General features: G+C 44.4%; 23 protein-coding genes and 1 pseudogene. 12 read left to right on the top strand and 12 right to left on the bottom strand.

The features are described 5' to 3' along the window. Window positions 1-54 precede the first annotated feature (54 nt). Window positions 55-924, bottom strand: coding sequence for an MIP/aquaporin family protein (locus RJ41_RS17465; RefSeq protein WP_039223448.1), 870 nt, complete (start codon window positions 922-924; stop codon window positions 55-57). A 296-nt stretch (window positions 925-1,220) separates the two neighbouring features. Then, entirely contained in the window at window positions 1,221-1,412 is a 192-nt protein-coding gene (locus RJ41_RS17460; RefSeq protein ID WP_039223445.1) for a hypothetical protein, read from the bottom strand. A gap of 385 nt (window positions 1,413-1,797) precedes the next feature. On the opposite strand from RJ41_RS17460, the gene RJ41_RS17455 reads away from it, so the two are divergent. The 9 genes from RJ41_RS17455 to RJ41_RS17420 all read left to right on the top strand — a co-directional run bounded on the left by RJ41_RS17455 (window position 1,798) and on the right by RJ41_RS17420 (window position 11,122). Continuing rightward, entirely contained in the window at window positions 1,798-2,172 is a 375-nt protein-coding gene (locus RJ41_RS17455) for a PKD domain-containing protein (RefSeq protein ID WP_039223442.1), read from the top strand. Between the two features lie 77 nt (window positions 2,173-2,249). Then, window positions 2,250-2,840 (top strand): peroxidase family protein, encoded by a 591-nt coding sequence (locus RJ41_RS19545; RefSeq protein ID WP_052235505.1) that lies wholly within the window; start codon window positions 2,250-2,252, stop codon window positions 2,838-2,840. Continuing rightward, complete coding sequence (locus RJ41_RS19540; protein WP_052235504.1) at window positions 2,816-3,793, top strand: peroxidase family protein; 978 nt, start codon at window positions 2,816-2,818, stop codon at window positions 3,791-3,793. The genes RJ41_RS19545 and RJ41_RS19540 overlap by 25 nt, the downstream gene beginning before the upstream one ends. Before the next feature lie 348 nt (window positions 3,794-4,141). Next, complete coding sequence (locus tag RJ41_RS17445; RefSeq protein WP_039223439.1) at window positions 4,142-6,085, top strand: TonB-dependent receptor plug domain-containing protein; 1,944 nt, start codon at window positions 4,142-4,144, stop codon at window positions 6,083-6,085. A gap of 133 nt (window positions 6,086-6,218) precedes the next feature. Beyond that, window positions 6,219-7,361, top strand: coding sequence for an HmuY family protein (locus RJ41_RS17440; RefSeq protein ID WP_039223436.1), 1,143 nt, complete (start codon window positions 6,219-6,221; stop codon window positions 7,359-7,361). Between the two features lie 3 nt (window positions 7,362-7,364). Further along, window positions 7,365-8,321 carry a heme/hemin ABC transporter substrate-binding protein gene (locus RJ41_RS17435; protein ID WP_039223434.1) on the top strand — a complete coding sequence of 319 codons (957 nt, stop codon included), beginning with the start codon at window positions 7,365-7,367 and terminating at the stop codon, window positions 8,319-8,321. Further along, window positions 8,321-9,517: a FecCD family ABC transporter permease gene (locus RJ41_RS17430; RefSeq protein ID WP_039223432.1), complete on the top strand. Its 1,197-nt coding sequence runs from the start codon at window positions 8,321-8,323 to the stop codon at window positions 9,515-9,517. The genes RJ41_RS17435 and RJ41_RS17430 overlap by 1 nt, the downstream gene beginning before the upstream one ends. Window positions 9,518-9,522: 5 nt before the next feature. Then, window positions 9,523-10,353, top strand: a complete 831-nt coding sequence (locus RJ41_RS17425) for an ABC transporter ATP-binding protein (RefSeq protein ID WP_052235503.1) — start codon at window positions 9,523-9,525, stop codon at window positions 10,351-10,353. Window positions 10,354-10,390: 37 nt separating this feature from the next. Beyond that, the gene (locus tag RJ41_RS17420) at window positions 10,391-11,122 is read left to right on the top strand and encodes a HugZ family pyridoxamine 5'-phosphate oxidase (protein WP_039223429.1); all 732 of its coding nucleotides are present in this window, start codon (window positions 10,391-10,393) and stop codon (window positions 11,120-11,122) included. A gap of 161 nt (window positions 11,123-11,283) precedes the next feature. Here RJ41_RS17420 and RJ41_RS17415 read toward each other — a convergent pair whose 3' ends face one another. Beyond that, a complete protein-coding gene (locus RJ41_RS17415; RefSeq protein ID WP_276203246.1) occupies window positions 11,284-11,907 on the bottom strand; it encodes a substrate-binding domain-containing protein in 624 nt (207 codons plus the stop codon). Between the two features lie 185 nt (window positions 11,908-12,092). On the opposite strand from RJ41_RS17415, the gene RJ41_RS17410 reads away from it, so the two are divergent. Continuing rightward, window positions 12,093-13,181 carry a Gfo/Idh/MocA family protein gene (locus tag RJ41_RS17410; RefSeq protein ID WP_039223425.1) on the top strand — a complete coding sequence of 363 codons (1,089 nt, stop codon included), beginning with the start codon at window positions 12,093-12,095 and terminating at the stop codon, window positions 13,179-13,181. Between the two features lie 110 nt (window positions 13,182-13,291). On the opposite strand, the gene RJ41_RS17405 is transcribed toward RJ41_RS17410, so the two are convergent. The 8 genes from RJ41_RS17405 to RJ41_RS17370 form a co-directional block, all read right to left on the bottom strand. Next, complete coding sequence (locus RJ41_RS17405; RefSeq protein ID WP_039223422.1) at window positions 13,292-14,365, bottom strand: ADP-ribosylglycohydrolase family protein; 1,074 nt, start codon at window positions 14,363-14,365, stop codon at window positions 13,292-13,294. A gap of 92 nt (window positions 14,366-14,457) precedes the next feature. Further along, window positions 14,458-15,246 (bottom strand): lipase family protein, encoded by a 789-nt coding sequence (locus RJ41_RS17400; RefSeq protein WP_039223419.1) that lies wholly within the window; start codon window positions 15,244-15,246, stop codon window positions 14,458-14,460. Between the two features lie 196 nt (window positions 15,247-15,442). Beyond that, window positions 15,443-15,799 (bottom strand): RidA family protein, encoded by a 357-nt coding sequence (locus RJ41_RS17395; RefSeq protein WP_039223416.1) that lies wholly within the window; start codon window positions 15,797-15,799, stop codon window positions 15,443-15,445. 124 nt (window positions 15,800-15,923) lie between these two features. Beyond that, complete coding sequence (locus RJ41_RS17390; RefSeq protein WP_240485823.1) at window positions 15,924-17,756, bottom strand: lipoprotein N-acyltransferase Lnb domain-containing protein; 1,833 nt, start codon at window positions 17,754-17,756, stop codon at window positions 15,924-15,926. Between the two features lie 3 nt (window positions 17,757-17,759). Continuing rightward, entirely contained in the window at window positions 17,760-18,116 is a 357-nt protein-coding gene (locus RJ41_RS17385) for a hypothetical protein (protein WP_039223413.1), read from the bottom strand. 218 nt (window positions 18,117-18,334) lie between these two features. Beyond that, entirely contained in the window at window positions 18,335-18,709 is a 375-nt protein-coding gene (locus RJ41_RS17380; protein WP_039223410.1) for a cupin domain-containing protein, read from the bottom strand. Window positions 18,710-18,717: 8 nt separating this feature from the next. Beyond that, window positions 18,718-19,260, bottom strand: coding sequence for a redoxin domain-containing protein (locus tag RJ41_RS17375; RefSeq protein WP_039223407.1), 543 nt, complete (start codon window positions 19,258-19,260; stop codon window positions 18,718-18,720). 9 nt (window positions 19,261-19,269) lie between these two features. Beyond that, window positions 19,270-19,866, bottom strand: coding sequence for an NAD(P)H-dependent oxidoreductase (locus RJ41_RS17370; protein WP_039223405.1), 597 nt, complete (start codon window positions 19,864-19,866; stop codon window positions 19,270-19,272). Between the two features lie 136 nt (window positions 19,867-20,002). Between RJ41_RS17370 and RJ41_RS17365 the strand changes: the two are divergent. After that, a pseudogene (locus RJ41_RS17365) lies at window positions 20,003-20,363 on the top strand (winged helix-turn-helix transcriptional regulator). A gap of 109 nt (window positions 20,364-20,472) precedes the next feature. On the opposite strand, the gene RJ41_RS17360 reads toward RJ41_RS17365, so the two are convergent. Further along, complete coding sequence (locus RJ41_RS17360; protein WP_039223403.1) at window positions 20,473-21,561, bottom strand: CaiB/BaiF CoA transferase family protein; 1,089 nt, start codon at window positions 21,559-21,561, stop codon at window positions 20,473-20,475. Between the two features lie 397 nt (window positions 21,562-21,958). Here RJ41_RS17360 and RJ41_RS17355 point away from each other — a divergent pair, with 397 nt between their 5' ends. Then, on the top strand, window positions 21,959-23,167 hold the full coding sequence (locus tag RJ41_RS17355; protein WP_039223673.1) for an acetyl-CoA C-acetyltransferase: 1,209 nt from the start codon (window positions 21,959-21,961) through the stop codon (window positions 23,165-23,167). The last annotated feature ends 3 nt before the right edge of the window (window positions 23,168-23,170 follow it).

Here is a 23,170-nt window from a genome sequence, read left to right as displayed (position 1 = left end):
AAGTTCAACCGCGGCGTAAAATAGGCTATCGCCGCTCGTATATCAATAGTTAGCTTACCCTCTATCAAAACTCGCTTCAGAAGTTTGTGTAACAGCGGAAGTTTCGCAATCGTTTGGAATAGTGCAGGCGCGACTTTCTGGCGAAAGGGAATGACCTATTAATACAGGGTACAGCCAAGCGCCAAAGCATGCTCCACATATTGGCGCTACAATAGGCACAATAAAGTAGGGGATGTCTTTCGCCCCATCAAGCGCATACTCCCATCCTGCTATATAGGAAAATAGCTTTGGACCAAAATCGCGAGCAGGGTTCATAGCAAAACCGGTCAACGGCCCTAAAGAAGAGCCAATGACAGCAATGACAATACCAATTAGTAGTGGATTCATGGCTCCACGAGATGCGCCGTTATTTTCATCGCCCAGTGCCAGGATTGCGAACATCAACACTGCAGTGATAACGAACTCAACGCCAAAGGCCCCCCAGAATGAGAGGGCTTCGTGAGGGAAAGTAGAGAAAATGCTGGCTGTTGCTAGAGCCTCTTCACTATGGCGTGAAAGGTTGTGAGTCAGTTCATAGTCTATAAAGAGTTGATGATATAACCCGTAGACGAGAGCGGCAGCGGCGAATGCTCCCAGAAACTGAGAAAGAATGAAGGGGGCTACTTTGTGCTTTTCAAAACCATGAAAAAGCGCAAGCGCAACGGTTACCGCAGGATTGATATGTGCACCCGAAACCCCAGCAGTACAATAAATGGCAACAGCTACGCCAAACCCCCAGACAATACTTATTTCCCATTGACCGAAAGAAGCACCGGTTAATACCAATGCTGCGACTGCACCAACACCAAAGAAAATAAGAATTGCAGTGCCTATGAATTCAGCAATACACTGACGGAAAAGCGTTGGTTCCTTGAGAGGTAACATAATTCATCCTTTAAATCTTTAACCAGTACAACACGTTGTGCAGAAAAAGAAACGACAGAGTTATGTTAGGGAAAATGAAGGCAGAAACCGTTTTGTTTTGCGCAATATTGTATTCACTGTTCATTTAACTAACAGGCCGTTTAGTTCTTATTCTGACGCAGCTACCCATGTACATTTAATTGGGGGTATCATAAAACGAACATAAACGAACTGCAAATGAGCAAAAACGAATATTCGTCGTTATTGGTTTCCTGTAGCGCTCCTATTTGAAGGCAGTGAACACTGTAAAGCTTGTTCTAGTGGAGTACGGACAGCTCTGTATTGGGGATATTATTTTTGGTGTCGCTATCAGATTTTAACTCTCCAGCTTCCTCAACCAATGCCGTCATGGCGTCAATAATATCGAGAAAGCTTGATAACTGCTCAGGCGTTAGGCCATTAGATAAGTTTTCTATTTTATTAATAAGCTGTTTAGTTGGTAGGCGCATAGTGTCAAAATCTCGTTGTTTTATAGCGTGAAAAACCTAAATTCAAAACATAAAGTCATGTTTCTTTGTAAGGCCTTCAAAAAACTTGCCAACATTTTTCTGACGATTCTGACGATTCTGCCGATTGATTCTCGAAACCTCTTGTTTATCAGTTTTTTAGATTTTTTCATATTTGTTTAATCTTATTTTGCGTTCGCTGCCATCTAATAAAACCGATAATAACGCCTGCTTTTACTGGTCGAAACAATGAGTAGTTTCTCCAAGTGCTGTGGTACTAGCACTGCTGTTGTGAGGCATTACGGGCAGCGAGTACGAGTTTTTACAAGTGTTAATTCGTGCTCGCCAATTTAGTTACTTCATGTAGAAGTAAAAGAAGGCGTTGAATATGAAAAAAGTAAGAATGTCACTGACAGCAGTTGTCATTGCCATCAGTGCCTGTAGTTCTGATGAAAACAATGTTAAAACACCCCATGTAGTAGAAGCAGGGGAAAGGCAAATAATAGATGAAAGGTCTATGGTAGTGCTACAAGGCAATGCTAGCGATACGCAAGGTAGCGTTAGCGTTCAATGGGAGCAAATCTCGGGAGAGGCGGTTGATATCGAAGGCGCAAACACCTTAACGGCGAGCTTTCGTGCTCCATCTACTTCAGATGATGAAACCCTGGTATTTCGTCTTACCGCGACAGATGGCGAAGGAGTTAGGGCTTCTGATGATGTAAGCGTAGTGGTTAATGACCGTAGAGCATCGTTTCAGGGATAAACGAAGATGCTAACGAGCGCAGAGAGCGAGTTAACACCAACAGGGATGACGACAACGACTTTGTTGATAACAGAGAAGTGAGAACCATAGATGGCTCTTTAAACAATAACGCAAATCCACTTTGGGGCGCAGCGTTTACCCAATTAAAACGTTGGGGTGGGCCAGAATATGAAGATGGGGTTTCTACTATGTCGGGAGAAAATAGACCTAGTGCGCGCTTAATTTCCAATAATATTCAACATCGGGAAACTGGCGAAGTTATTCCCAACAATTTCGGCACGTCTGATTTTGTTTGGCAGTGGGGGCAGTTGATCGATCACGACTTCGGGTTAACTGATGGTCTTGAGGAAGTGGCAGATATCTCTGTCCCTATCGGACACCCTTTTTTTGACCCGCAAAGTACCGGTTCCGCTACTATTTTGTTCTCAAGAGCTATTTTCGATCATGATACGGGCACGTCTACTCGAAACCCGAGAGAGCAAGAAAACGAGCTTTCCGCGTGGATCGAAGTAAGCATGGTCTATGGCTCTGACGAAGAACATGCGTCAGCGATAAGGGTGGGGGAAGATAGCCCTTACTTAGCGACGAGTGAAGGTAACTTATTGCCTTTTAATACCAGCGGCCCAACGGTAATGTGTTTGGTGTGGAAGACAGCGAGCTGTTTTTAGGTGGCGAAGTGCGCGCCAACGAGCAAGTTGGGCTTACCGTAATGCACACCTTGTGGGTAAGAGAACACAATCGACTTGCGGCTATATTGGAAGAGCAGTTGTCAGGAGCATCTGGCGAAGAGATCTTTCAGGCCGCTCGACGGCTGGTTATCGCTGAAATTCAGGCTATTACTTACAATGAATATCTGCCCGCGCTTATCGGAGACAACGCGCTGTCTCGCTATCAAGGCTATGACAACACTGTAGACCCTGGGCTTTATAATGCGTTTTCTATTGCAGCATTCCGTCACGGTCATTCATTGATAAATGACCAAATATTGCGGCTTGATGCACAGGGAAATACGATTGACGAAGGGAATTTATCTGTAAGAGAAGTGTTCTTTACTGCACCTAGCATTCTTACCAATGAGCAAAGTATTGAGCCTATTTTAAGGGGCCTTGCAAGTCAGTTGCACCAAGCCATCGACGTGAAAGTTACTAGTGAACTGCGTAACTTTTTATTTGGTTCATCCGGCCAAGGGGGCTTAGATTTGGTTGCGCTAAATAGTCAAAGAGGAAGAGATCACGGTGTGCCTTCTTACAACGATATGCGGGCTCAGTTCGGTCTAGAGCGTAGGCAGTCATTTAGTGAAGTAACCTCTAATACTGAGTTACAACTTGCGCTAGAGGCGACCTACGACAGCGTTGACGATATTGACTTGTTTACTGGCGGTCTTGCAGAGGATCCGGTTGCGGAAGAAGGTTCCCAGTTAGGTCCTTTATTTCGCGCAATGGTCACGGAGCAATTTGAAGCCCTTCGAGATGGTGATAGGTTTTGGTACCAAAATTATCTTACAGATGAAGAGCTCGACATGATTGAGGGGGTGACGCTAGCCGATGTTATTCGTAACAACACAGGTATTGGAAATGAAATACCAGACAATGTGTTTTACGTAAGTGACTCGACTAACTAGCTACAAATTGCATACCGCTACACCATTTGTGTAGCGGTCTTCATACTACTAATTCTTTGTTGTAAGGGAAGCCGCATTACTAAGAGTAGAAGGAAAGTGCTTTTTTTCTTTCTATCTCTTTTTATTCCACTATGTCGTGTTGCCAATCCAACTTGATGCTGTTCTTTTCTCGCAAAACATCGAAAATTTTTTAACGTCCTATCGCTCTGTTTTTAATGCAAAAAATACGTTAAACACAATGCTGTAGCAGAGTTTTTCTAACGAATTTCTACATTTCTCCTTGCAAAACGCTTCTAAATAAATAATATCAAACGCAAATCATTATCATTTGCGTTAAAAGAAAAATAAATGAAACGAGTTCACTTTTTACCTTCACTTTTGGTAGCCGCTAGCTTTCCGTTGGCTTTTTCAGCTTTAGCAGAAGGTGATCTTGAACGCGTTGTTGTTACAGGCACTAGAACACCAAAGTTATTGGCATCCTCACCTGTAAAAGTTGACGTGGTAGATAAAGAGGACATTGCTCGATTAAGTAAAGGCACACTACGCCAAGTGCTTGAAGTGATGCCCGGTGTTGTAGTTAGACGCAGTCAAAAAGACGGGTACAACGTTCAGCTAAACGGGTTCAATGGCGATCACGTATTGGTGTTAATTAACGGCCAGCCCATCATTTCACCTACAGGCTCTTCTGTCGACCTTGACCAAATTAGCGTTGCTAATATTAAGCAAATTGAAATTGTGCGAGGCGCTGCTTCTGTGCTTTACGGCAGCTCTGCGATGGGTGGCGTTATCAATATCATTACCGAAAAGGTAGAAGGCTCGCAGTTTGCAGCAGACTACGAGGCATCTTATTTTACCGATGATGCAATTGACGGTGATGAATTCGGGCATACGTCTAGGGTCACTGCAGCGAAAGCAGTAAGCAATTGGCAGCTTGGCATAACGGCCCAAAATATTACTAACCCCGGTTTTGATTACGACAACGAAACCACGTCACAAGATGGTGGCGCGGTAGACAAATCTTTTGTGCAAGTGTCTTTATCGACGTTGATAAATAACATTAGCGTGCAATACAAAGGGCAATGGCTGGATGAGCAAAAAAACAAACCTCAGTCATCAATACCGGGTCAAGCCACCATTATTAGTTATCTTTCAAACGTTACTCAGTGGCAGCACGATGTTCGCGTTGAGCAACAATACGATTGGCATATCAACACGCGCTATCTTTCACATAATGAAGAAAGCGGTAACAGCAACGGGTTGCGTCAAACCGATATTCAGCTAGCGGAACTAGAAGCACAGAAGATTTATTCTACCGAAGATATGGAGTGGGTAGGCGGCCTTGTTTTACATGGCGATACGCTGGACCAGCAAAACCTCAGCACGGGCACGGTTGAAGTTGATGATGTAAGTAGAGAAAGTGCCGAGCTTTATTTACAAGGAAACTGGCAGATAAACGACACCCAGCTTTTAGCTGGCGCAAGAATACAAAACGATTCTGATTTTGGTTGGCATACTGCATTTAAAGCAAGTGCAAGCCAGTCATTTAACGCTGAACATACTTCGTGGCAAGTTCGCGCAGGGGCTGGCAGTAGTTATCGCGTGCCTAATCTTAAGGAACGCTATTACACCTTCGACCACAGTAACTTGGGTTATATGGTGCTTGGCAATGACGCACTTACGCCTGAAACCGCGCTGAATGCCAACTTAGGCGCTAACCTTCGAGTAGAACCGACCCAAAGTGACTGGTTATATCACCTTGATATAAATCTTCATTACACTAAAGCTGATGACTTCATCACCACTGCGATAGACGTGGACGCATCGCAAGAGGCTGGTTTAGATATTTCAGTTTATCAGAACCTCGATGAAGCCACCCTTTACGGTGCAGATTTAAGCGCCAGCGCGCAAAATGATAATTGGCAATGGCAGTTGAATTATAGCTACTTAGTTGCTGAAGATGGCAGTTCACAGCACTTGCCTGAACGCCCCACGCACTTAGTTAAAGCATCAATTACCTACCAGTTTAGTCAAACCGACACTAGCTTGCAGATTTACGGAGTGCATGAGGGAAACGTGTCGCCTTCAAGTGGCTATACCTCAATTGCCAAAGACAGCTTTACCACACTTAACGCGGTTGTACAGCATCAATTAACGCCTCAGTGGCAAGCGCGCCTTGGACTTGAAAACCTCACCGATGAACATCGCTCAACCGATGCACTTTTAGCGGGTTCTTTCGACGCGAGACCGATTGCTGCAAGGCGGTTGTATTTGGGCGTGAGTTATCAGTATTGAAGTAGTCAATAGACGAATAGCTACTACATAGAAAAAGCGTTTGAGATCAGAACAAAGAATACCTAACGGCAGATCCTAAACCAACAACTAAAAAACGTTGGTTAATTCGGCGAACTTTAAAAAAGGAAAACACATGAACAAAACCTATTTAGCGTTACTGCTTGCCATGACATTCGGTTTAACTGCTTGTGGTAGCTCAAGTAGCGATGACACCCCAGTCGAAACGCCTGATGAAGTGACCGATGGTAGCGGAGATTCAGGTGACGGAAGCAGTGACGGCGAAAACGAAGAGGCAACAATTTACGGGCCTTTTAGTACAGGGTCTACATCAGAGCCTGTCGCGGTTTACTTTGACTTAGATACACAAACGCAGCTTACACTCACCGAAGAAGAAGCCGCAGCGGATACCATGTGGGATATAGGTTTTAAACGTACCAGTGTGTTTTTAAATACGCATCAAGACACGCCAGTACGCCTTTATTTTACTGGTAATAACAGCGAGTTTTACGACGATACGGGCGCGCCAGTGCCTGACTTATTCCTAAATGCGACCGCTGATAGCGAACTAGGTGATTATTTGGCTGTTACTCAAAGCGATATACCAGGCGCTGACGCGTTCAGCACAGATACAGAAACCCAAGTGATCGGCGATACCTTTTACAACTACGACATTACCACTCACGTAGTAACGCCAAATGAAGAAACGTATTACATCGTGTCCTCTGACAGCAACTACACAAAATTTCACGTTACCGATATTGTTACTGAAGGGCGAGGTATCGGTAAAATAACCCTTGGCGTTATGCATCAAAGCGTTCTTGACGGGCAAACCACCTTTGCTGAAGAAGTTGCACTTACCGTTGATGCGGTGGGTTGTAGCGACGCCGTTTACGTTGACTTCGATATGCAGCAAGTAGTTACACAAACTGACGACTGGGATTTATCAGTGCCGTGTGCGGACGGAGCGGGGGAGTTTACCCTTTCTATTGCTGATGATGCGACCGTGCTTCGCACCGACGCTGACACATACGATGGCGTGGATCCCGAAGCAGCACAGTTTTATGGCTTCAGTGAAGAGACCGTTAGCGAGTACGCGATGAGTGCGAACAATTGGTATTTCTACGACAGCACCAGCCACTTACTTTACTCACAGTTTGGAGTTTATTTAATTCAGGCTGGCGACACTACCTACAAGTTTCAAATTACCAGCTATTACGATGAAGAGGGGACATCTGGTGCCTATAGTTTCCGTGCTGACCCTTTAAGCGGAGAGTAGAAAATGTCGCAACACGCTCTTTCACTTTCTTCAATAGCCGCAAAAGCTGTTTCTGCGGTGATGGTAGGGTGGAGTTTGTTTGCAGTAGGGGCGTTTAGCGCCCCTTTAGATGAAACGCAAACTACATCACCTCGAATAGTTACCGCTGGCGGCAGTATCACCGAAATTGTTTTCGCGTTAGGACGTGGCGATTGGGTAATTGCTACTGACAGTACCAGTATGTACCCAAATGAAGCGGTAAGTTTAACTAAGCTTGGGTACTTTCGTCAGCTCAGCACTGAAGGGGTATTGGCCCAACAGCCCGCAATGCTATTAGGAGCAGAGGCGACAGGCCCAAGTGTAGCGCTTGAACAAATAGCCCATGCAGGCGTAGAGGTTACTACCTTTAACGTCGACAAAAACTTAAGTGGTCTAAAGCGCCTAGTATTGGATATTGGCGAAAAACTATCGGCAAGTGATAACGCCATTACCCTTGTTCACGATATTGAAAAGAAGGTAGAGCAACAAAAAGCGCGGTACGCAGATAAAACCTTAGCGTTCAATACGCCAATTAAAGCGCTTTTTGTGGTGGCGAATAATGACAGAGGAATAACGGTAGCGGGTAAAAATACTGTGCCCCAAGCGCTATTCGATACGCTGGGTATCGTTAATATAGGTGATGCAGTGGAAGGCTACAAAGTGATGCATGCTGAGTCTGTGCTGATGCAAAACCCTGATATTGTGATTGCCGCTGGTCACATGCTTCGTGGGAAAAGCGCGAAGGACGCACTTTGTACGCACCATGCGTTAGCAGCCACCTTTGCTGGTATTCATTGTCTAGTTGAAGCCATGGATAGCAGCATAAGTTTGGGGCTTTCTCCGCGCTTTGATGTGGCGCTTCAGCTTGTCGCGGAGCACGCAGGAAAAGCCATTGAAATGAAACAAACGCAAAATGCTGCTAACAGTAGAACGAGTCAATAATGCAGTTATCTCCCGCAGCTAAGCATGGTAATAACCTAGGCGATAACCCAAGTGGTAACCCACGCGATTACTCAAGTGATTACCCAAGCGATTATTCAAGTGATTACCCATTGACGCCTGTAGTACTTCAGCTTATTAATGCCCGCGCGCAGCGAAAACGTATTGGCATGGGAATACTGGTTGTATTGCTGTTGTTCTGTGCTTATGTGGGGTTAACCCGCGGCAGTCTGCCAATTGATATTGAACAGCAACTTAGATACTTCATTAGCGGCGTAAATACGGTAGAAAATACGGTAGAAAATACAGCAGCAAACACTACTCATTGGTATGTACTGTCTGAAATAAGGCTACCGAGGGTGATCATGACAATGCTGATTGGCGCGCTTCTAGCCGTATCTGGCTGTGCAATGCAGGGGCTAGTGCGCAATCCGCTTGCCGACCCTGGTTTAATTGGTATTGCAGGGGGCGCAGCCGCAGCTGCAGCCCTTAGTATGACCATAGTACCTCCGCTCATCCCTGCGCTTGAGTCTATATGGGTAGCCATGTGGGCCTTTGGTGGTGCACTACTTTCTGTATGGACAGTGCTTCGGTTTTCAAATGGGCCGCAAGGCGTTTCGGTAGCCGCGCTTATTTTGGCTGGTGTTGCCATTAACGCCTTAACCGGAACCGTGATAGGGGCTATTAGTTATGTAGCAAGCGATGACGCACTTCGCCAAATAAGCTACTGGACCATGGGTAGTCTTGCCGGAGCAAGCTGGGCGCTTTGTGGTCTTATTGCGCTAGCTGGGCTTGTTGCTTTTACTGGTCTTATGAAGTCACGTAATGCGCTTAATCTACTCGCGCTTGGTGAAAAAGAGGCGGCTTATATGGGGCTTAATGTTACCCGATACAAACACTGGGTTTTATGGCTGGTGGCGTTCTCTGTGGCGCTAGCGACGGCGCTGTGCGGCATTATTGGCTTTGTAGGTTTGGTAGTGCCCCACATGTGCAGGGCCATATTTGGTGTAAACCACCAGGTGCTAATACCTGCCAGCGCACTAATGGGCGCTTTGCTATTAATGGTTGCCGATACCTTGGCTCGTACCTTATTTGTGCCTATGGAAATACCTATTGGTATTGTTACATCAGCAGTTGGGGCGCCATTTTTCCTTTACTTACTTTGGCAGCAACGCCGCTTACTTGGTGGTGGGGTGTAGCTCAAATGAAAGTGGAAATCCTAGAGCAAAGCGAAAGTTGTAAACGGTTAAACACGGCGTTGCTTATATTGAAAGATGTTGTGATAGCCAGAGGTGACACGCGTTTGCTTGAACAAATATCTTTGTCATTTAACACTGGTGAGTTTACCGCGATAGCGGGTGAAAACGGATGCGGTAAATCTACGCTACTTGCTATGCTCAGTGGTGTAGAAACGCCATCTGGTGGAACGCTAACGCTTGGCGGGCAAAAAATTAGTGCGCTAAGCCCAAATCAATTAGCAATACAGCGTGCAGTGATGGCACAAAGCGCGTCAACGCCATTTGGGTTTATCGCCGACGAGTTACTTCATTTGGCGCGGTATCAGTACGTTGAGTCATTGGAACAAAAGAGTCGGTTGATTCATGGTATTGCCAAGCAGTTTGACATTACGCATTTACTAGCTCGCAATATTCAAACCTTATCTGGCGGGGAAAGGCAGAGAATATTTTTAGCTAAATCTATTCTTCAAATAATACCGGGCGATCAAAACGAGAGTTTGGAAGGCAAGCTGTTGCTGTTAGATGAACCCACCTCAGCCCTAGATTTGCGCCACCAGAAACTAGTAATGGAACAATTGGTCGCCCTACGAGAAAAAGGGCTGTGCATTATTTGCGTAAGTCACGACCTCAATTTAATTTCCCCTTATTGCGATAGACTCATTTTATTGGGGGAAAAGCAGTGTTTAGCCGACGGACCACCAGCGCAAGTACTTACTACCGATATGCTTTCTCGGTGCTATCACACCCAGTTAAACCTAATTAAAAACGAACAAAAACACGTTTTCGTGACACATTAACTTTTACGAAAACCGATAAACAAGAACGGAGTTAACCATGAGTATGCAAGATATTGCATTTCAAGCAAAACAGCTAAGCCGCACCCATCACAGCGGTGTATTGGGTACGCATTCAACATCAATGCCCGGCTACCCTTTTGGTTCGGTTGTACCTTATTATTTAACGTCTGGTGGTGACGCAGTTATCTACATCAGCGATATCGCACTGCATACGCGCAATATTAAAGCGAACGACAAAGTTAGCTTAACCATTTTTGATGCCGGTGAAGATGACTCTCAGGCGAATGGCCGGGTGACTATTATGGGGAGTGCGGAGCTAGCGAACCAAGATGACGTGAAAGCACAGTATCTTCGTTTATTCCCTCAAGCTAAAAAATACGAGCAAACCCACGATTTCAATTTTTACGTTATTCGTACTGAGCGAGTACGTTTTATTGGTGGGTTCGGAAAAATCCATTGGGTTGATAAAAACTATTGGCGCGTTGAAGTCCAAGAGTGGCATAGCGCACCAGAGGGCATGATTACCCATATGAATGAAGACCATCAGGACGCGATGCAGCTTATCTTGCAGCACAAAGTAGGCGTTAACACTGAAGCGCCGATAATGCACAGCGTATTTCCAGAAGGCATGCACTGCGGTACAGAAAAGCAGACTTGGTTTATCCCTTTTGAAGCGCCATGCGCGTCGTCAACAGACGTACGAAAAGCGTTAGTGAAACTGACCAATGACGCACGGAATACGCTTAACGTACCCAAAGCGGTGTCGTAGCCTTTTCACTGCATAATGCGACATCCATACGGGCGGCTTATCGTGTGGGGCGTTCTTGTAAAAAAAGGTATAGGTTTGCAGCTGTCAACATGGTCCGCTTGTTATAAACAAGGCGTTGTTCTGCAGCAGTAAGCCATCTAAATGGTTTACCGTAAATAAACTTATGCCTCTCCTTCAACGAGCGTTTTTTTAGTCATTAACGCATCGGTTAAAAACTGCATCAGCAATTTTACTTTAGGCTGTTCATACAAATCAGGGTGGGTGAGAAGCCAAATATCGTATTTCAAAACGGGCGCGCTGCCCGGTAGACGTACTAGGTCGGGGTGTGGGTCGCCCATGAAACATGCTGCTCTTCCCATACCCACGCCGTTTAATATAGCGTGATATCGAGAGATGATGTCATCGATTGCTATTCCAATTGGTACCTCTGGGTAAGGCGATTGTGCTAGCCATTGGGGCCAAACTTCATTCTCTAACGGCGTAATCCATCGCCAGTCTTTACGGGGTGTATTTTCACAGTAATCTTTGTGTGCATAAAAGCACAAGCCTAGCTTGTAAAGTCGCCTTCCAATTAAGTGTTCCGGTAATTTAGGTGCTCCCCGTATTACGACATCCGCTTCACCTTTGTCTAAATCGGCGAATATTGTAGAGCTTTTCACTTTTAATTGAATAGACGGATAAAGCCGAGTGAACTCACCGAGTTCTTTGGCTAACAAAAACTGCGACATGGGCTCGCCCAGTGAGAGCGTTATCGGGCCTGCGAGCTTTTCATTGCTGAGATTAATGAAACGAGAGCATAAACTTCAATAGATAAGATTTTAAAAAATAGTTAAGAGCCAATAACTTTTTAAATAATATTAGCCGCAATCATGAGATTTCTTATCCTATTGGGCAATTTGTGTGTGATCTATTTAGACAAGTAAAACACTACTAAAACCACACATGGATACTTTTCTTATGGAGAAGGCCAATGCCTCGTATTACTCGTCGTCATTTTCTTCAAATAGCGGGTTCAGGCTTGCTCGTTGCCCACAGCCCTTATTTGTTAGCTCAGCCACCTAAAAAGAAACTTGGCGTAGCCTTGCTTGGCTTAGGCAACTACAGCACAAATTTATTAGCACCTGCGCTACAGCACACCGAGCATTGTGAATTGCGAGGCATCATCACAGGTAGCGAAGAAAAAATTCCTAAGTGGCAAAGAAAGCATGGAATTAAGGATAGCAACGTATACACATACCGCACTATGGCTGAAATTGCGGATAACGATGATATTGACGTTATCTATGTTGTAACGCCCACAGGTACGCACAAAAACTTTGCAGTGCAGGCTGCAAATACTGGAAAGCACGTGTGGTGTGAAAAGCCAATGGCGATGGATAGTGAGGAGTGCCAAGCTATCATAGATGCCTGTAATAAAAATAATGTGACTTTGTCTATCGGCTATCGCATGCAGCACGAGCCTAATACACGCACTTTTCATCAATACCTTGAAACTAAACCCTATGGAGATATAACCGCAGTATCGAGCTTTGCGGGTTATGCCGGGCAGGGTAGAGCGGCAGACAACTGGCGCATGAAAACGCATATGGGTGGCGGCGCACTCTATGACATGGGCGTTTATGCGATAAACAGTGCGCGCTTTTTAACGGGGCAAGAGCCTTTGTCTGTAACTGGCAGCCACCCACCACAACGTTTCCCAGAAAAATTCACTGAAGTTGATGAAACTACCCTATTCACCATGGACTTTGGTGACGGGCTAGTGGCTAATTGCGGCACTAGCGTAGTAAAAGGGTTTAATCATTTCAAAGCTGACTGTGAAGACGGTTGGTATCAGCTGAAACCTATGCAGAGCTACAATGGCGTAACGGGGACAACGTCAGACGGGAAAACGCTGCCACCTATTGACGGTATGCAGCAAACGCTTCAAATGGATAACGACGCTTTAGCCATATTGACTGGGCGCCAGCCAATGGTAACCGGTAGTGAAGGGCTTGCTGATATTAAGATTGTTAACGCCATATTCAAAGCGGCGAAAACTGGTCAAACAGTTACGTTGTAAGGTTTTATAACGTAAATTTGGGTGAAACCAAGCGTCAGTGATTGGCCGCTTATATGATAGCATGTACGGTATTTGCTTAGCTTTAAAACTACAAGATGCCTACTTCTGGCTCACTCCACGTCCAGCGAATCGACTAGGGAGTTTAGCTTTTTCGCGTCGGTTAATTCGCTAAACCATGAGGTTATCTCGGTCCCGTGCATTAAACCTAGTATGGCCCCTAAAACAAAACCACGATGCACGTTGTCACCGCCCACATTAGTGTTTGCTATAAGCGCTCTTTTCGGATTATCTGCGTAGCGGTATGCGAAATACAAAACGGCGGGCCAGGCGTCTGAGATATAACATGCCGGCGAATACATGCGCCCAACAACTTCAATATCGCTTTTGTTCTTTGCCGTAAGGGACGCCAAGTTCAGCCCTGCAGACTTACTCGCAATACCTTCTAACATGTTTTTGGGTGATTCATCTTGGCGATGCGCTAATTTGTATATTAGCTCAACATAGAAATCGCATACCGATGCTAATGACTGGTCGGGATGAGTTAAAAACAAGTGCTTACGACATAGGTGTTTGATGTCGTTAAGCGCAGTATTTCTAGCAGCTTCTACTATCGCTAAAGGTGTTACCGATACAAAAGCCCCTATAGAAGCCGTATCATGGGTAACTGCACCACACTTATCCGCAGGGAAGCCTTGCTCAAGGTTCGCGAAAAAAACTCTGTGGTATGACTCAGCATAGGTGTCTGGGTGTTTAGGAGTACCGGCGCGCATAAAGCTAATATATTGATTTAAAAACTCAGTTTCATCATAACCTTTAAGCGCGCAGGTCAAAACAATACGGGCACAGCAAGCATTAAGCGTATTTTCACCTGCCTTCATACCCTGATGATAATGCACATTGTCTTTACCCCAGTACTGCCTTTTCCCTTTAAGAATGACCTCACCCACAATTTCTTTTTGGCTAGCTGATGCTTTGTTTGCACGCCCACCTTGTTGTGTGGAGTGAAGGGACATTATTGAAGAGGGATGAAAGGGGGGCGCATCCTCAAATTGTTCTATTCCTAATGGGAATGTTTTGTAGATATCAGCTGGGTTGTAAAACCAGTGCACCGGCATAGCAAGTGCGTCGCCCACAAATGCGTTTTTAAGTGCTGCTTTCGCCCGTTCAATCGTCAATGAAGTCATACTGTATTTCGCCTGTAAACTACGCCGTTTAGGTGGTTACACATTTTATGAAACAATTAAAAATACGGACTTGAAGCGAAAAGTGATCGTTTTTAGTGTTCGTCAAACAACGACTTGTTGCGGATATACTTTCGCATGTAGTGGTAGGTGATAGGGCGCAACATCCAACTTTGGAGCGACATTAAAAAGCGTTTATGGGTAGGTGTGTTTTCATAAATTTTATCGTCATGCAGCCATAGCATTTTACCCACATGCCAGAAGTAAAAAGGGAAGGGCGGCATAAAGGTGATTATGTCTAGGTCGCAGCAAATGCGATATGTTCGATGGTGCAATAAATAATGCTTATACCAAGAACGCGTACCAACGGCTGGCTGCCCAAATGTAACCACTCTTTTTACTGACTTCGGGAATCGCCTTTCGAAATAATCGGCCATTAACACTGCGACCGCACCACCGGATGAATGACCGATAAACGAGAACCGTTTACCTTGGGCGAGAAGTGGCTCTAGTACTTTTACGAGTAACTCTCTAAGAGGTAACGCGTCATCAGATGTTTTTGTACTTGAATACATCGGCTGCGCAAGTAATCTTGCAAACCCCCAATGAACAAAGAAACTTCGATTCAGCTGACGCAATCGATAGGGTATGAAAAACAAGTTAGCGAACCAATCTTTGAAGCCCAACGAACCACGAAAAACGATGATGACTTCTTTTTTGTTCTCAACCCACAATATTCTTACGCTCATTCTGCCGTACTTATCGACAAGATGGCGTTCATGAAATGGGTCTAGTATTTTCTGATATTGTGCGTCTGCATCGGGGTAGGCAAGTTGGCAAAGAATGGCATATCGTTCGTATTGATAGCGTTTCAATTTTTTCATGAAAACTCATATCGGAGCAATGTGCAATTTGACATAGTGCTTTTGACAGCACTTTCAGAGAACCTTATACGCTATAGGACAATTATTTCAGAGATATGACGGCGAGGGATATTTGAATAAAATTAGCATGGTTGGCTCTATGTATGGCGGCATACCAACAATCATAGAGCCTAAAATCAGTTCTTGCTATCTATGCTTATTCTACAATCTCAGCAGCAACAACAGAGATTTCTACAAGCAGTGCCTCGCGTGCCATATCGGCAGTGACGCAAGCTCTTGCTGGCGCGAAGCCTTCTGGAACCCAGTTATCCCATACCTCATTCATTTTCGCAAAATCATCCATGGTTTTAAGATAAATGGTCGCTGAAAGCATATGCTTTCTATCGCTGCCCGCTTGAACAAGTAAGCTATCTACTTTATCGAGCATGGTTTGAGTTTGATGAGTAATATCTTGCGTGGCATCTGCACATACTTGCCCGCATAAGTAGATAACGCCATTGTGCTTCACAATGCGACTCATACGCTGCTTAGTTTCCATTCGTTCAATGTTCATGAATTAAAGCCTTTCAGAAAGTGAGAAAAGTTTGTGTTGAGCGACTTTAATGGGTTTGCTGGGGGACTTCAATTGTTAGGCAGCACCAAATGAAGTAACCCCAATACATCCCACTATGAGTAGATTAAAAACGATACCCCAACATAAAAGATGCGCTAGATTCATATTCATCGGCAACTTTCTGTATGTTCACTTCAAAATCTAACGCGATGTTTTCGAAACCATATTGGTGCAAGCTAAACGATACTGCATCGATTGGCTCATCACTTCCATATTGGTTGTAGGTCCTACTTAAGTTAACCGCCAACTTACTATTCAGTTTTGTATATGCATATAGCCCAATAACGGGTTTGGCGTACACAAATGCTTCGTGCTTGTTAGCGCCTGCACCCACAATGATGTCGCTATACACCCCTAAACCTTGCATTACTTCACGTGTAAAACCTAAACCAAACTCCGATTGAACAATGAGTTTGCGTTGTCGCTCGCCGGTTAGCACGCGATTTATTCCAATGTTAAATGATGATGACCAGTTGCTTATATTTTGCGTAACAGGTACCCGCGACACCATTTGGTAAAGCATGGCCTTGTCCACATAGATATCACCTAAGTTGCTTTGCTCTAAACCAACTCTGAACTCAACGTCGGCCAAGATAAGCTCGGTTTCACCAATCATGCTCCTGTTGTCGTCGGCTAGCCTTCTTGCAACAGGAAAGGCACGAAACGCCATGAACGAACGGCTGTCTTGATGAGTGAAACCGGCAGCAACATAACCTTCTTGCTGGCGAGAGGAAGGAACGGGGAGCTCAGACACGTCTAAAGAAAGGTGCTTATATTTAGCATCAAACGCTGCAATTTCAGCGGAGTTCTTTTGATATTTCTGTTCTGAAATTGTTTGTGCTGACCTAAAGTACTGATTAAGCGCCAGTGCGTATTTGGTTTCAACAAACGAAAGTGATAATGAATCTAGCTGAGCGCGAGCTAAATGCGAAGATATGGCAGACGCGCGTCTACTCCCGATGCTTTCTTCTAACGTCGTTATTTCCCACTTATTTGAAGGTACGAATTGGGTTGAAGCAACGAGAGAGTTTGCTTGTGCAAACTTAACAACATCAAGAGGGGTCAGCCAGCTAGCAACCTGATTTAGATGAGCAGGACGAGCAATATTTACCAACAACTGAGTAACGGTCGCACAGTTGAATATATGAAAAAAATAAGCGGGGCTCTGCTGTCCCAATTCCCATATATAGTCTTGCACAAAGTGGCGCTGTTGCTCGTTGAAATCTAGCGTGTATCGCCAAATGTTTCTTTGCTCTTCATAGAGGTAAAACTGCTCAAATTCTTGGTAAGGAGCAACCTTAAATACGCCTTCTTTTCCTGTCATCAATGTTTCGTACATGATGTGAGGAACGTTTAAAGAGTCTAGCTCTGTAAAAAATGTAATACCGTGCTTAACGGGAATGCCATTATCATTAGTTCCATCTAGACGAAGCATAATATGCCCCATCATAGAGCTCGCAGATGTAACATTTTCTGAGGCGTAAATTAGCTTGATACTATCGGCAGGAACACTTTCAACAAATTTGCGATATTCTGCGCAGTGCTCGGCAGGGGTAATAAGGTCAAATTCAGGTATGTAACGCTTGAGCAGCCGTAAACGAGCAGGGTAGTTGCAAATGTTTTGGGTATTACGCTGAAAAAGGTCTATGGTAGCTTGCGCTTCGGCAAACGGGCTGACGAACGACTTTGATATATAAATAGAGGTGTCGTTAGTAATTGGCTTCCCATTTTTAAGTTGTAACAATAGTTGCCACAACGGGTCGTTAGCTATTTGCTGTAACGTTGCGCTATCAACTTTTGAGTCGCTAGTTTGAGTAACGTCACTGGCAGTGGAATTAGCTGCGAAAATCAAAAAAAAGGAAGCAAGAATGCTTCCTTTTAGAATTCGTGTAAACATATCTTATTTACAAGGTACGCTTACTGAATCTTGGTATTTCCACATTTTGTCTGAGCCGTAATCGGTAGACGAACCGAATACACCGCCACTAATAATGTTGATGAAAAACGCAGATTCGACTTCTTTGTTCAAGTTAACGTCGGTACATTTTGCATCGTCAGCAACTAGCACTTTATCTTTGTTCTCTTTCTTAACAGTAACTACACCAGGAACTGTTTGAGACATGCCATCAACAGTAACTGTAGTCGTTTCACCGCTAGTTGTTGTAACGTTTATTTTGTGTGTTTCTTCGGTAAGAATGGTGGCACAACCTGAGGTAAGAATAAGGCTTGCAGCAGCTAGTCCAATTATTTTTTTCATTATATTTCCCTTTCTGATTTTGAATGTCGAATTTTCGACGAGCGTTAATATAATGTTTGCGCTATAAAAATCAAATAAAGATTGTTTCTAAATTGGTCTGCCGGTGGTAGAGGGTAATTATAAGTAAGCGTATGCGCCAAGATATTGAAGTTAGTGCCAAGTAACCCTGACACTAACTTTAAACGCGTTCCTATCACTTACTATAATCGAAGACTTGGTTATTTAGCTTCCACAATTATTGCAGTAATCGTTGAGTCACCAATATTTTTAACTTGGTGCTCCCATTCGTCATGCCACATGACATAACCATCAGGGATTTCCAAGGTCATTGCTTTGTCAGCTGTTTTGATGATGGCTTTTCCGCCATCTTCAAAATAAACGGTTTCAGCATTGTGTTTGTGCCAAGTGTCTTCCTCGCCGGGCTGAAGCGTCATCTTTAAAACGAGCACGTTTTCGTTTTCTAAAAGAAGAGTGTAGTGCTTTGGCGATACAATATGAGCGTGTCCTGAATTGTCATCGTTCGCCATAGCACACCCAGATAACATAGTACCCGTTGCCAAAAGGGCTGCTACGAAATTAGCCACTTTTTTCATAGAAGCTCCTATTTGTGCATACCGCGAATAGGGTAGTTGTTATCAGGATTACGAATCCAGCCCAAACCACTTACTAATGTCTCTAACTCAGGTCTAACAAATGGGTTGTTAGAAATATCAGCGACGTGCACATTACCTTCATTGTTCACAACAAACAGCGCTGGCTCAGAAAACGGGTGATCAGTTTCTTGAGGAGATCTTGGAGCAGAGATATATACGCCTAATTCTTCCATCTGCTCCACCGTTAAGCCGTACGCAATTGGAAAGTTAATGTCCAACCTAGGCAGGTGACTTTCAAGCTGCGCTTTCCTGTCGCCAGACACTGCAATAAGGTCTACGCCAATTTCGGCTAGATGATGCCTAACACTCTCAAGTTGATTGAGGTATCGAGTGCAAAGTGGGCAATGTTGCCCTCGGTAAACCACTATCATTTTCCAATCAAGACCGTTCTCAGGTGTCGCTAACTTTTTAGTGTCGCCATTTAACAGCTTTGCTGAAATATCTGGAAAGGCAGAACCTGCATGTAACTTATTGGTGTATTCAGTACTCATGGTAATTCCTTAAAAATGCTTGTTTATATGAGCTTCAAAACGTTTAAAGTCGTTTTCCACATCGGCGTTTTTCATCACGTCAAAGCTAGCGAAAGTTTCCATTGGCTTCATGCCAAAGAACTTGAAGTTCATATGCATTGGAAACAGTAAGTCGTCTACAGATTTTCCTTCGAAAAACTCTTCGCTGTCGTTAAATGACTCTTCTGGTGCATTGAAGGTTAAAGACATCATATATTTAACGTCGGTAAGGGTACCGCCTGTGCCGTAGTTTTTCTTCGGCGCTTCGGCAACGCGGCCGTCACCAGCACATAATGCGCCGCCCATACCTGCAGTGTATATTTCATCCATATACTTCTTGAAAGACCATGGCACACCCATCCAGTTAATTGGTGCCTGTAGAAGGACAATGTCAGCCCACTGATGATGGGCCAACTGTTCTTCAACGTTGTGTTCTTCAGTCATTGTCACTACGCGAGTGTTGTAGCCTTTAGCTTCAAGCAGCGTTACTGCTTTATCGACGAAAGATGCGTTTAGCTTGCCTTCTGAAAAAGGGTAATACTGGTGTGCATTGATAATTAGTACATTGTTTTTACTTGTGTTGCTCATTCATATACTCCTAATTGGTAATGTCTGAAATAGCGATATGTTTTCTCGCTCAATCATATGTGGTATATTTTAGTAACCTAAATACAATAATCAACCAGTAGTGTTTTGGTAACCTATGTGGAATATAAGTTAAATTTTGGAAAACTTAGTAAAAACAAATGGTAAAAAGAGGAAAAATTAACAGCATTATTGATAAGCCTTGCGCTATCGAAAGTGGAATGCGTTTGATTGGTGGAAAATGGAAAGCTTCAATTATCTATCACCTCAAAGATGAGCCTGTAAGATTTAATGAGCTAGCAAGGATGCTTGGCGGTGCCAGTAAAAAAATTGTCGATCAAAGGCTTAAAGAACTGGAAAACGAAGGAATCGTTTTGCGAAAGGTAGTTAGCGAAAGGCCGATCGCTGTTACTTACGAGCTAACTGAGTTTGGCAGAACGGCACTACATATATTAGAAAAGTTAAGAATATGGTCAGAAAATAATGATGTTCAAACATGAAATGGCCAATATAAGTCTAATCGGGTCTGTTATGAGCTTTGCGTAAAGCCCACTGACCCGCTTTATTACGTAATCAACCTATCTACTGTAGGTTGCAGCCTCGTGTCTCTTACTTTTCTAATCCCTTCAATATTTCATCGGTATGCTGACCTCGCCTTGGTATTCGCGCGCTTTGCTTATGAGCGCTAGGGCTACCGACAAATCGTGGTGCGGGCGCTGCCTGCATAAAACCTTCAGAGGTAGACCATATGTTTCTTGCTTTCATATGCGGGTCTTGCTGCGAATGTTCAGGGCTAAGTACGGGAGAAACGCAAGCGTCACTATTTTCAAAGAGCTGTATCCAATGCTGTTGAGCGTGTTCAGCAAATAATATTTCCAGCTTTTCGCCCAGCTTTTGCCAAAGAGCAGGGTCTTTTTGCTTACGGAATTCAGGGTCTTGTTCCAACCCTAATTTCATTAAAAAAGTCCTGTAAAATTGTGGCTCAAGGCATTGAACAGACATCCATTGACCATCTGCGCACTGGTAGCAGCGGCTCCAATGTGGACCATCTAACATACTGTGCCCGCGTGTATCAGAGAATACGCCAAGGCCTTTCATGTACATAATTAGGTTCATCATATGGGCTGAGCCGTCTACGATAGCAGCATCAACAACAGCGCCTTTGCCTGACTTTCCTACTCTGTAAAGAGTTGATAGCACTCCTGCGACAAGATAAAGCGCCCCGCCTGCAATGTCTCCTACTAGAGTGGGCGGTGTGAACGGGGCATGCTTGGGGGGCGATGCATACCAAAGCGCTCCAGACAATGCAATGTAGTTTAAATCATGGCCCGCTTGCTGGGCACGAGGCCCGCTTTGTCCCCAGCCGGTCACTCTTCCGTAAACTAACGCAGGATTAATTTCATGAAGATCGACCGGTCCAAGGCCAAGTTTTTCCATAGCACCAGGCCGCAACCCTTCAATAAGTACATCAGCGGTTTTAATTAGTTCGCGAACACACGCTTTGCCTTCGTCTGTTTTTAAGTTCAATAGGACAGACTTTTTTCCTCTATCGAGTAGGCTTTTTTCAGTCATCCCCTCTATGGGAACGTCTTCCCGGTGAACCACTGTTACATTCGCCCCTAGGTCTGCAAGCATCATTGCCGCAAAAGGTCCCGGACCAATGCCTTCGATTTCTATAACTTTTAAGCCATCTAACATGTTTTATCGCCTTCTCTGAAGCTTTTGGTCACATTCATTCGGTTGTTGTTCATATAACAGCACTGCACTTTATTTACCGTTGCCAATCTGTAATCTGTGGCCAAAATTTACCTTGGTTTAACAATCTATGTTTTTACAGCGCAATTATTAATGACCAGAAAGCTCAGCATTATTGACAAAATACAACATGCTGCTGCGATATCTTTCGTGTCGTGCACGTAATCGACTTATTTGTCACTTTTAGTCAATTTATATGGTGCCTTTAGTCATCGTTTTTTCGTCCATTCTCTCTATAGTTTTAAGCAACATTTTTTTAACAAGGCCGTGGTCTCAGTGAAATAGTAAAGGTTTCACCATGTACTGTGGCGTTGCTGACACAGCAAAGGGGAATGGTGTTATGGCAACACAAGCTTATATTTTTGATGCGGTGAGAACACCACGCAGTAAGGGAAAGCCTGATGGTTCGCTTCATGAAGTGAAATCTATAGAGCTGGGTGCGGGTTTATTACGTGAATTGCAAAAACGCTACGACTTAGATACGTCTTATGTCGATGATGTAATGCTGGGTTGTACCGGTCCCATCAAAGAGCAAGGTGGCGATATTGCCAAGTCAATTGTGCAGTTTGCTGGGTGGGATGAGAGTGTGGCAGGCGTACAAATGGACAGGTTTTGCGCTTCAGGCTTAGAAGCGGTCAATTCCGCTGCTCAAAATATTATGTCGGGTTGGAATCAGCTAATTGTAGCTGGTGGTGTGGAGTCTATGTCTAGGGTCCCCATGGGAGCCGCAGGTGCTTCGATGATGTTTGACCCCGAGTTTGTAATGACGCAAAGAACACCACCCCAAGGTATTGGCGCTGACTTAATTGCAACCTTGGGAGGCTGGTCTCGAAATGATGTAGATAATTATGCGCTTCTTTCACAAAAACGCGCAGCTTATGCCCGAGATAATGGGTATTTCGATAGCTCAGTTGTACCTGTGCGAGATGCAAACGGCTTAATGATATTAGCTAAAGACGATTTCATTAGGAGCGATGCCACGTTAGAAGGGCTCACCAGTTTAAAGCCGTCCTTTAAAAAAATAGGCGAATTGGGAATGGACGCCACATTATTGTCGAAGTATCCGCATGTAGAGCGAATTAACCATGTCCATACTCCCGGGAATTCTTCTGGGATTGTTGATGGTGCCAGTGCCGTGCTAATTGGTAGTGAGCAAGCAGGAAAAGATTTGGGGTTATACCCACGTGCAAGAATTGTTGCCGGAGCGGTTACCTCTACAGAACCATCTATTATGCTAATCGGGCCAGCGCCTGCTGCCGAAAAATGCTTAAAAATTGCGGGGCTTCGCAAAGAAGATATCGACCTCTGGGAAATTAACGAAGCTTTTGCTTCTGTGGCGCTTAGGTACATGCGTGAATTAGGTATTAGTGAGGAGGTGACCAACGTTAACGGTGGTGCAATTGCCATGGGACATCCGTTAGGTGCGACCGGCGGAATGCTCGTCAGTACGGTGTTAGATGAGTTGGAACGCCGTGAGTTAAAACGCGCAATGATTTCACTTTGTGTAGGTGGTGGCATGGGCATTTCCACCATTATCGAAAGACTGTAACCG

The sequence above is a fragment of the Alteromonas marina genome (genome assembly GCF_000808575.1).
Lineage (GTDB): Bacteria > Pseudomonadota > Gammaproteobacteria > Enterobacterales > Alteromonadaceae > Alteromonas > Alteromonas marina_A.
The sequence above is the reverse complement of the archived record's forward strand: the minus strand, read 5'-3'. Positions and strand labels throughout refer to the sequence as shown.

Excerpts from the sequence above, each read along its gene's own strand:
- RJ41_RS17360 (WP_039223403.1), bottom strand. The coding sequence starts at position 21,561 with ATGTTAGATGGCTTAAAAGTTATAGAAATCGAAGGCATTGGTCCGGGA.
- RJ41_RS17370 (WP_039223405.1), bottom strand. The coding sequence starts at position 19,866 with ATGAGCAACACAAGTAAAAACAATGTACTAATTATCAATGCACACCAG.
- RJ41_RS17390 (WP_240485823.1), bottom strand. The coding sequence starts at position 17,756 with ATGTTTACACGAATTCTAAAAGGAAGCATTCTTGCTTCCTTTTTTTTG.
- RJ41_RS17375 (WP_039223407.1), bottom strand. The coding sequence starts at position 19,260 with ATGAGTACTGAATACACCAATAAGTTACATGCAGGTTCTGCCTTTCCA.
- RJ41_RS17435 (WP_039223434.1), top strand. The coding sequence starts at position 7,365 with ATGTCGCAACACGCTCTTTCACTTTCTTCAATAGCCGCAAAAGCTGTT.
- RJ41_RS17420 (WP_039223429.1), top strand. The coding sequence starts at position 10,391 with ATGAGTATGCAAGATATTGCATTTCAAGCAAAACAGCTAAGCCGCACC.
- RJ41_RS17380 (WP_039223410.1), bottom strand. The coding sequence starts at position 18,709 with ATGAAAAAAGTGGCTAATTTCGTAGCAGCCCTTTTGGCAACGGGTACT.
- RJ41_RS17395 (WP_039223416.1), bottom strand. The coding sequence starts at position 15,799 with ATGAACATTGAACGAATGGAAACTAAGCAGCGTATGAGTCGCATTGTG.
- RJ41_RS17440 (WP_039223436.1), top strand. The coding sequence starts at position 6,219 with ATGAACAAAACCTATTTAGCGTTACTGCTTGCCATGACATTCGGTTTA.
- RJ41_RS17355 (WP_039223673.1), top strand. The coding sequence starts at position 21,959 with ATGGCAACACAAGCTTATATTTTTGATGCGGTGAGAACACCACGCAGT.
- RJ41_RS17405 (WP_039223422.1), bottom strand. The coding sequence starts at position 14,365 with ATGACTTCATTGACGATTGAACGGGCGAAAGCAGCACTTAAAAACGCA.
- RJ41_RS17445 (WP_039223439.1), top strand. The coding sequence starts at position 4,142 with ATGAAACGAGTTCACTTTTTACCTTCACTTTTGGTAGCCGCTAGCTTT.
- RJ41_RS17385 (WP_039223413.1), bottom strand. The coding sequence starts at position 18,116 with ATGAAAAAAATAATTGGACTAGCTGCTGCAAGCCTTATTCTTACCTCA.
- RJ41_RS17425 (WP_052235503.1), top strand. The coding sequence starts at position 9,523 with ATGAAAGTGGAAATCCTAGAGCAAAGCGAAAGTTGTAAACGGTTAAAC.
- RJ41_RS17400 (WP_039223419.1), bottom strand. The coding sequence starts at position 15,246 with ATGAAAAAATTGAAACGCTATCAATACGAACGATATGCCATTCTTTGC.
- RJ41_RS17465 (WP_039223448.1), bottom strand. The coding sequence starts at position 924 with ATGTTACCTCTCAAGGAACCAACGCTTTTCCGTCAGTGTATTGCTGAA.
- RJ41_RS17430 (WP_039223432.1), top strand. The coding sequence starts at position 8,321 with ATGCAGTTATCTCCCGCAGCTAAGCATGGTAATAACCTAGGCGATAAC.
- RJ41_RS17455 (WP_039223442.1), top strand. The coding sequence starts at position 1,798 with ATGAAAAAAGTAAGAATGTCACTGACAGCAGTTGTCATTGCCATCAGT.
- RJ41_RS17460 (WP_039223445.1), bottom strand. The coding sequence starts at position 1,412 with ATGCGCCTACCAACTAAACAGCTTATTAATAAAATAGAAAACTTATCT.
- RJ41_RS17410 (WP_039223425.1), top strand. The coding sequence starts at position 12,093 with ATGCCTCGTATTACTCGTCGTCATTTTCTTCAAATAGCGGGTTCAGGC.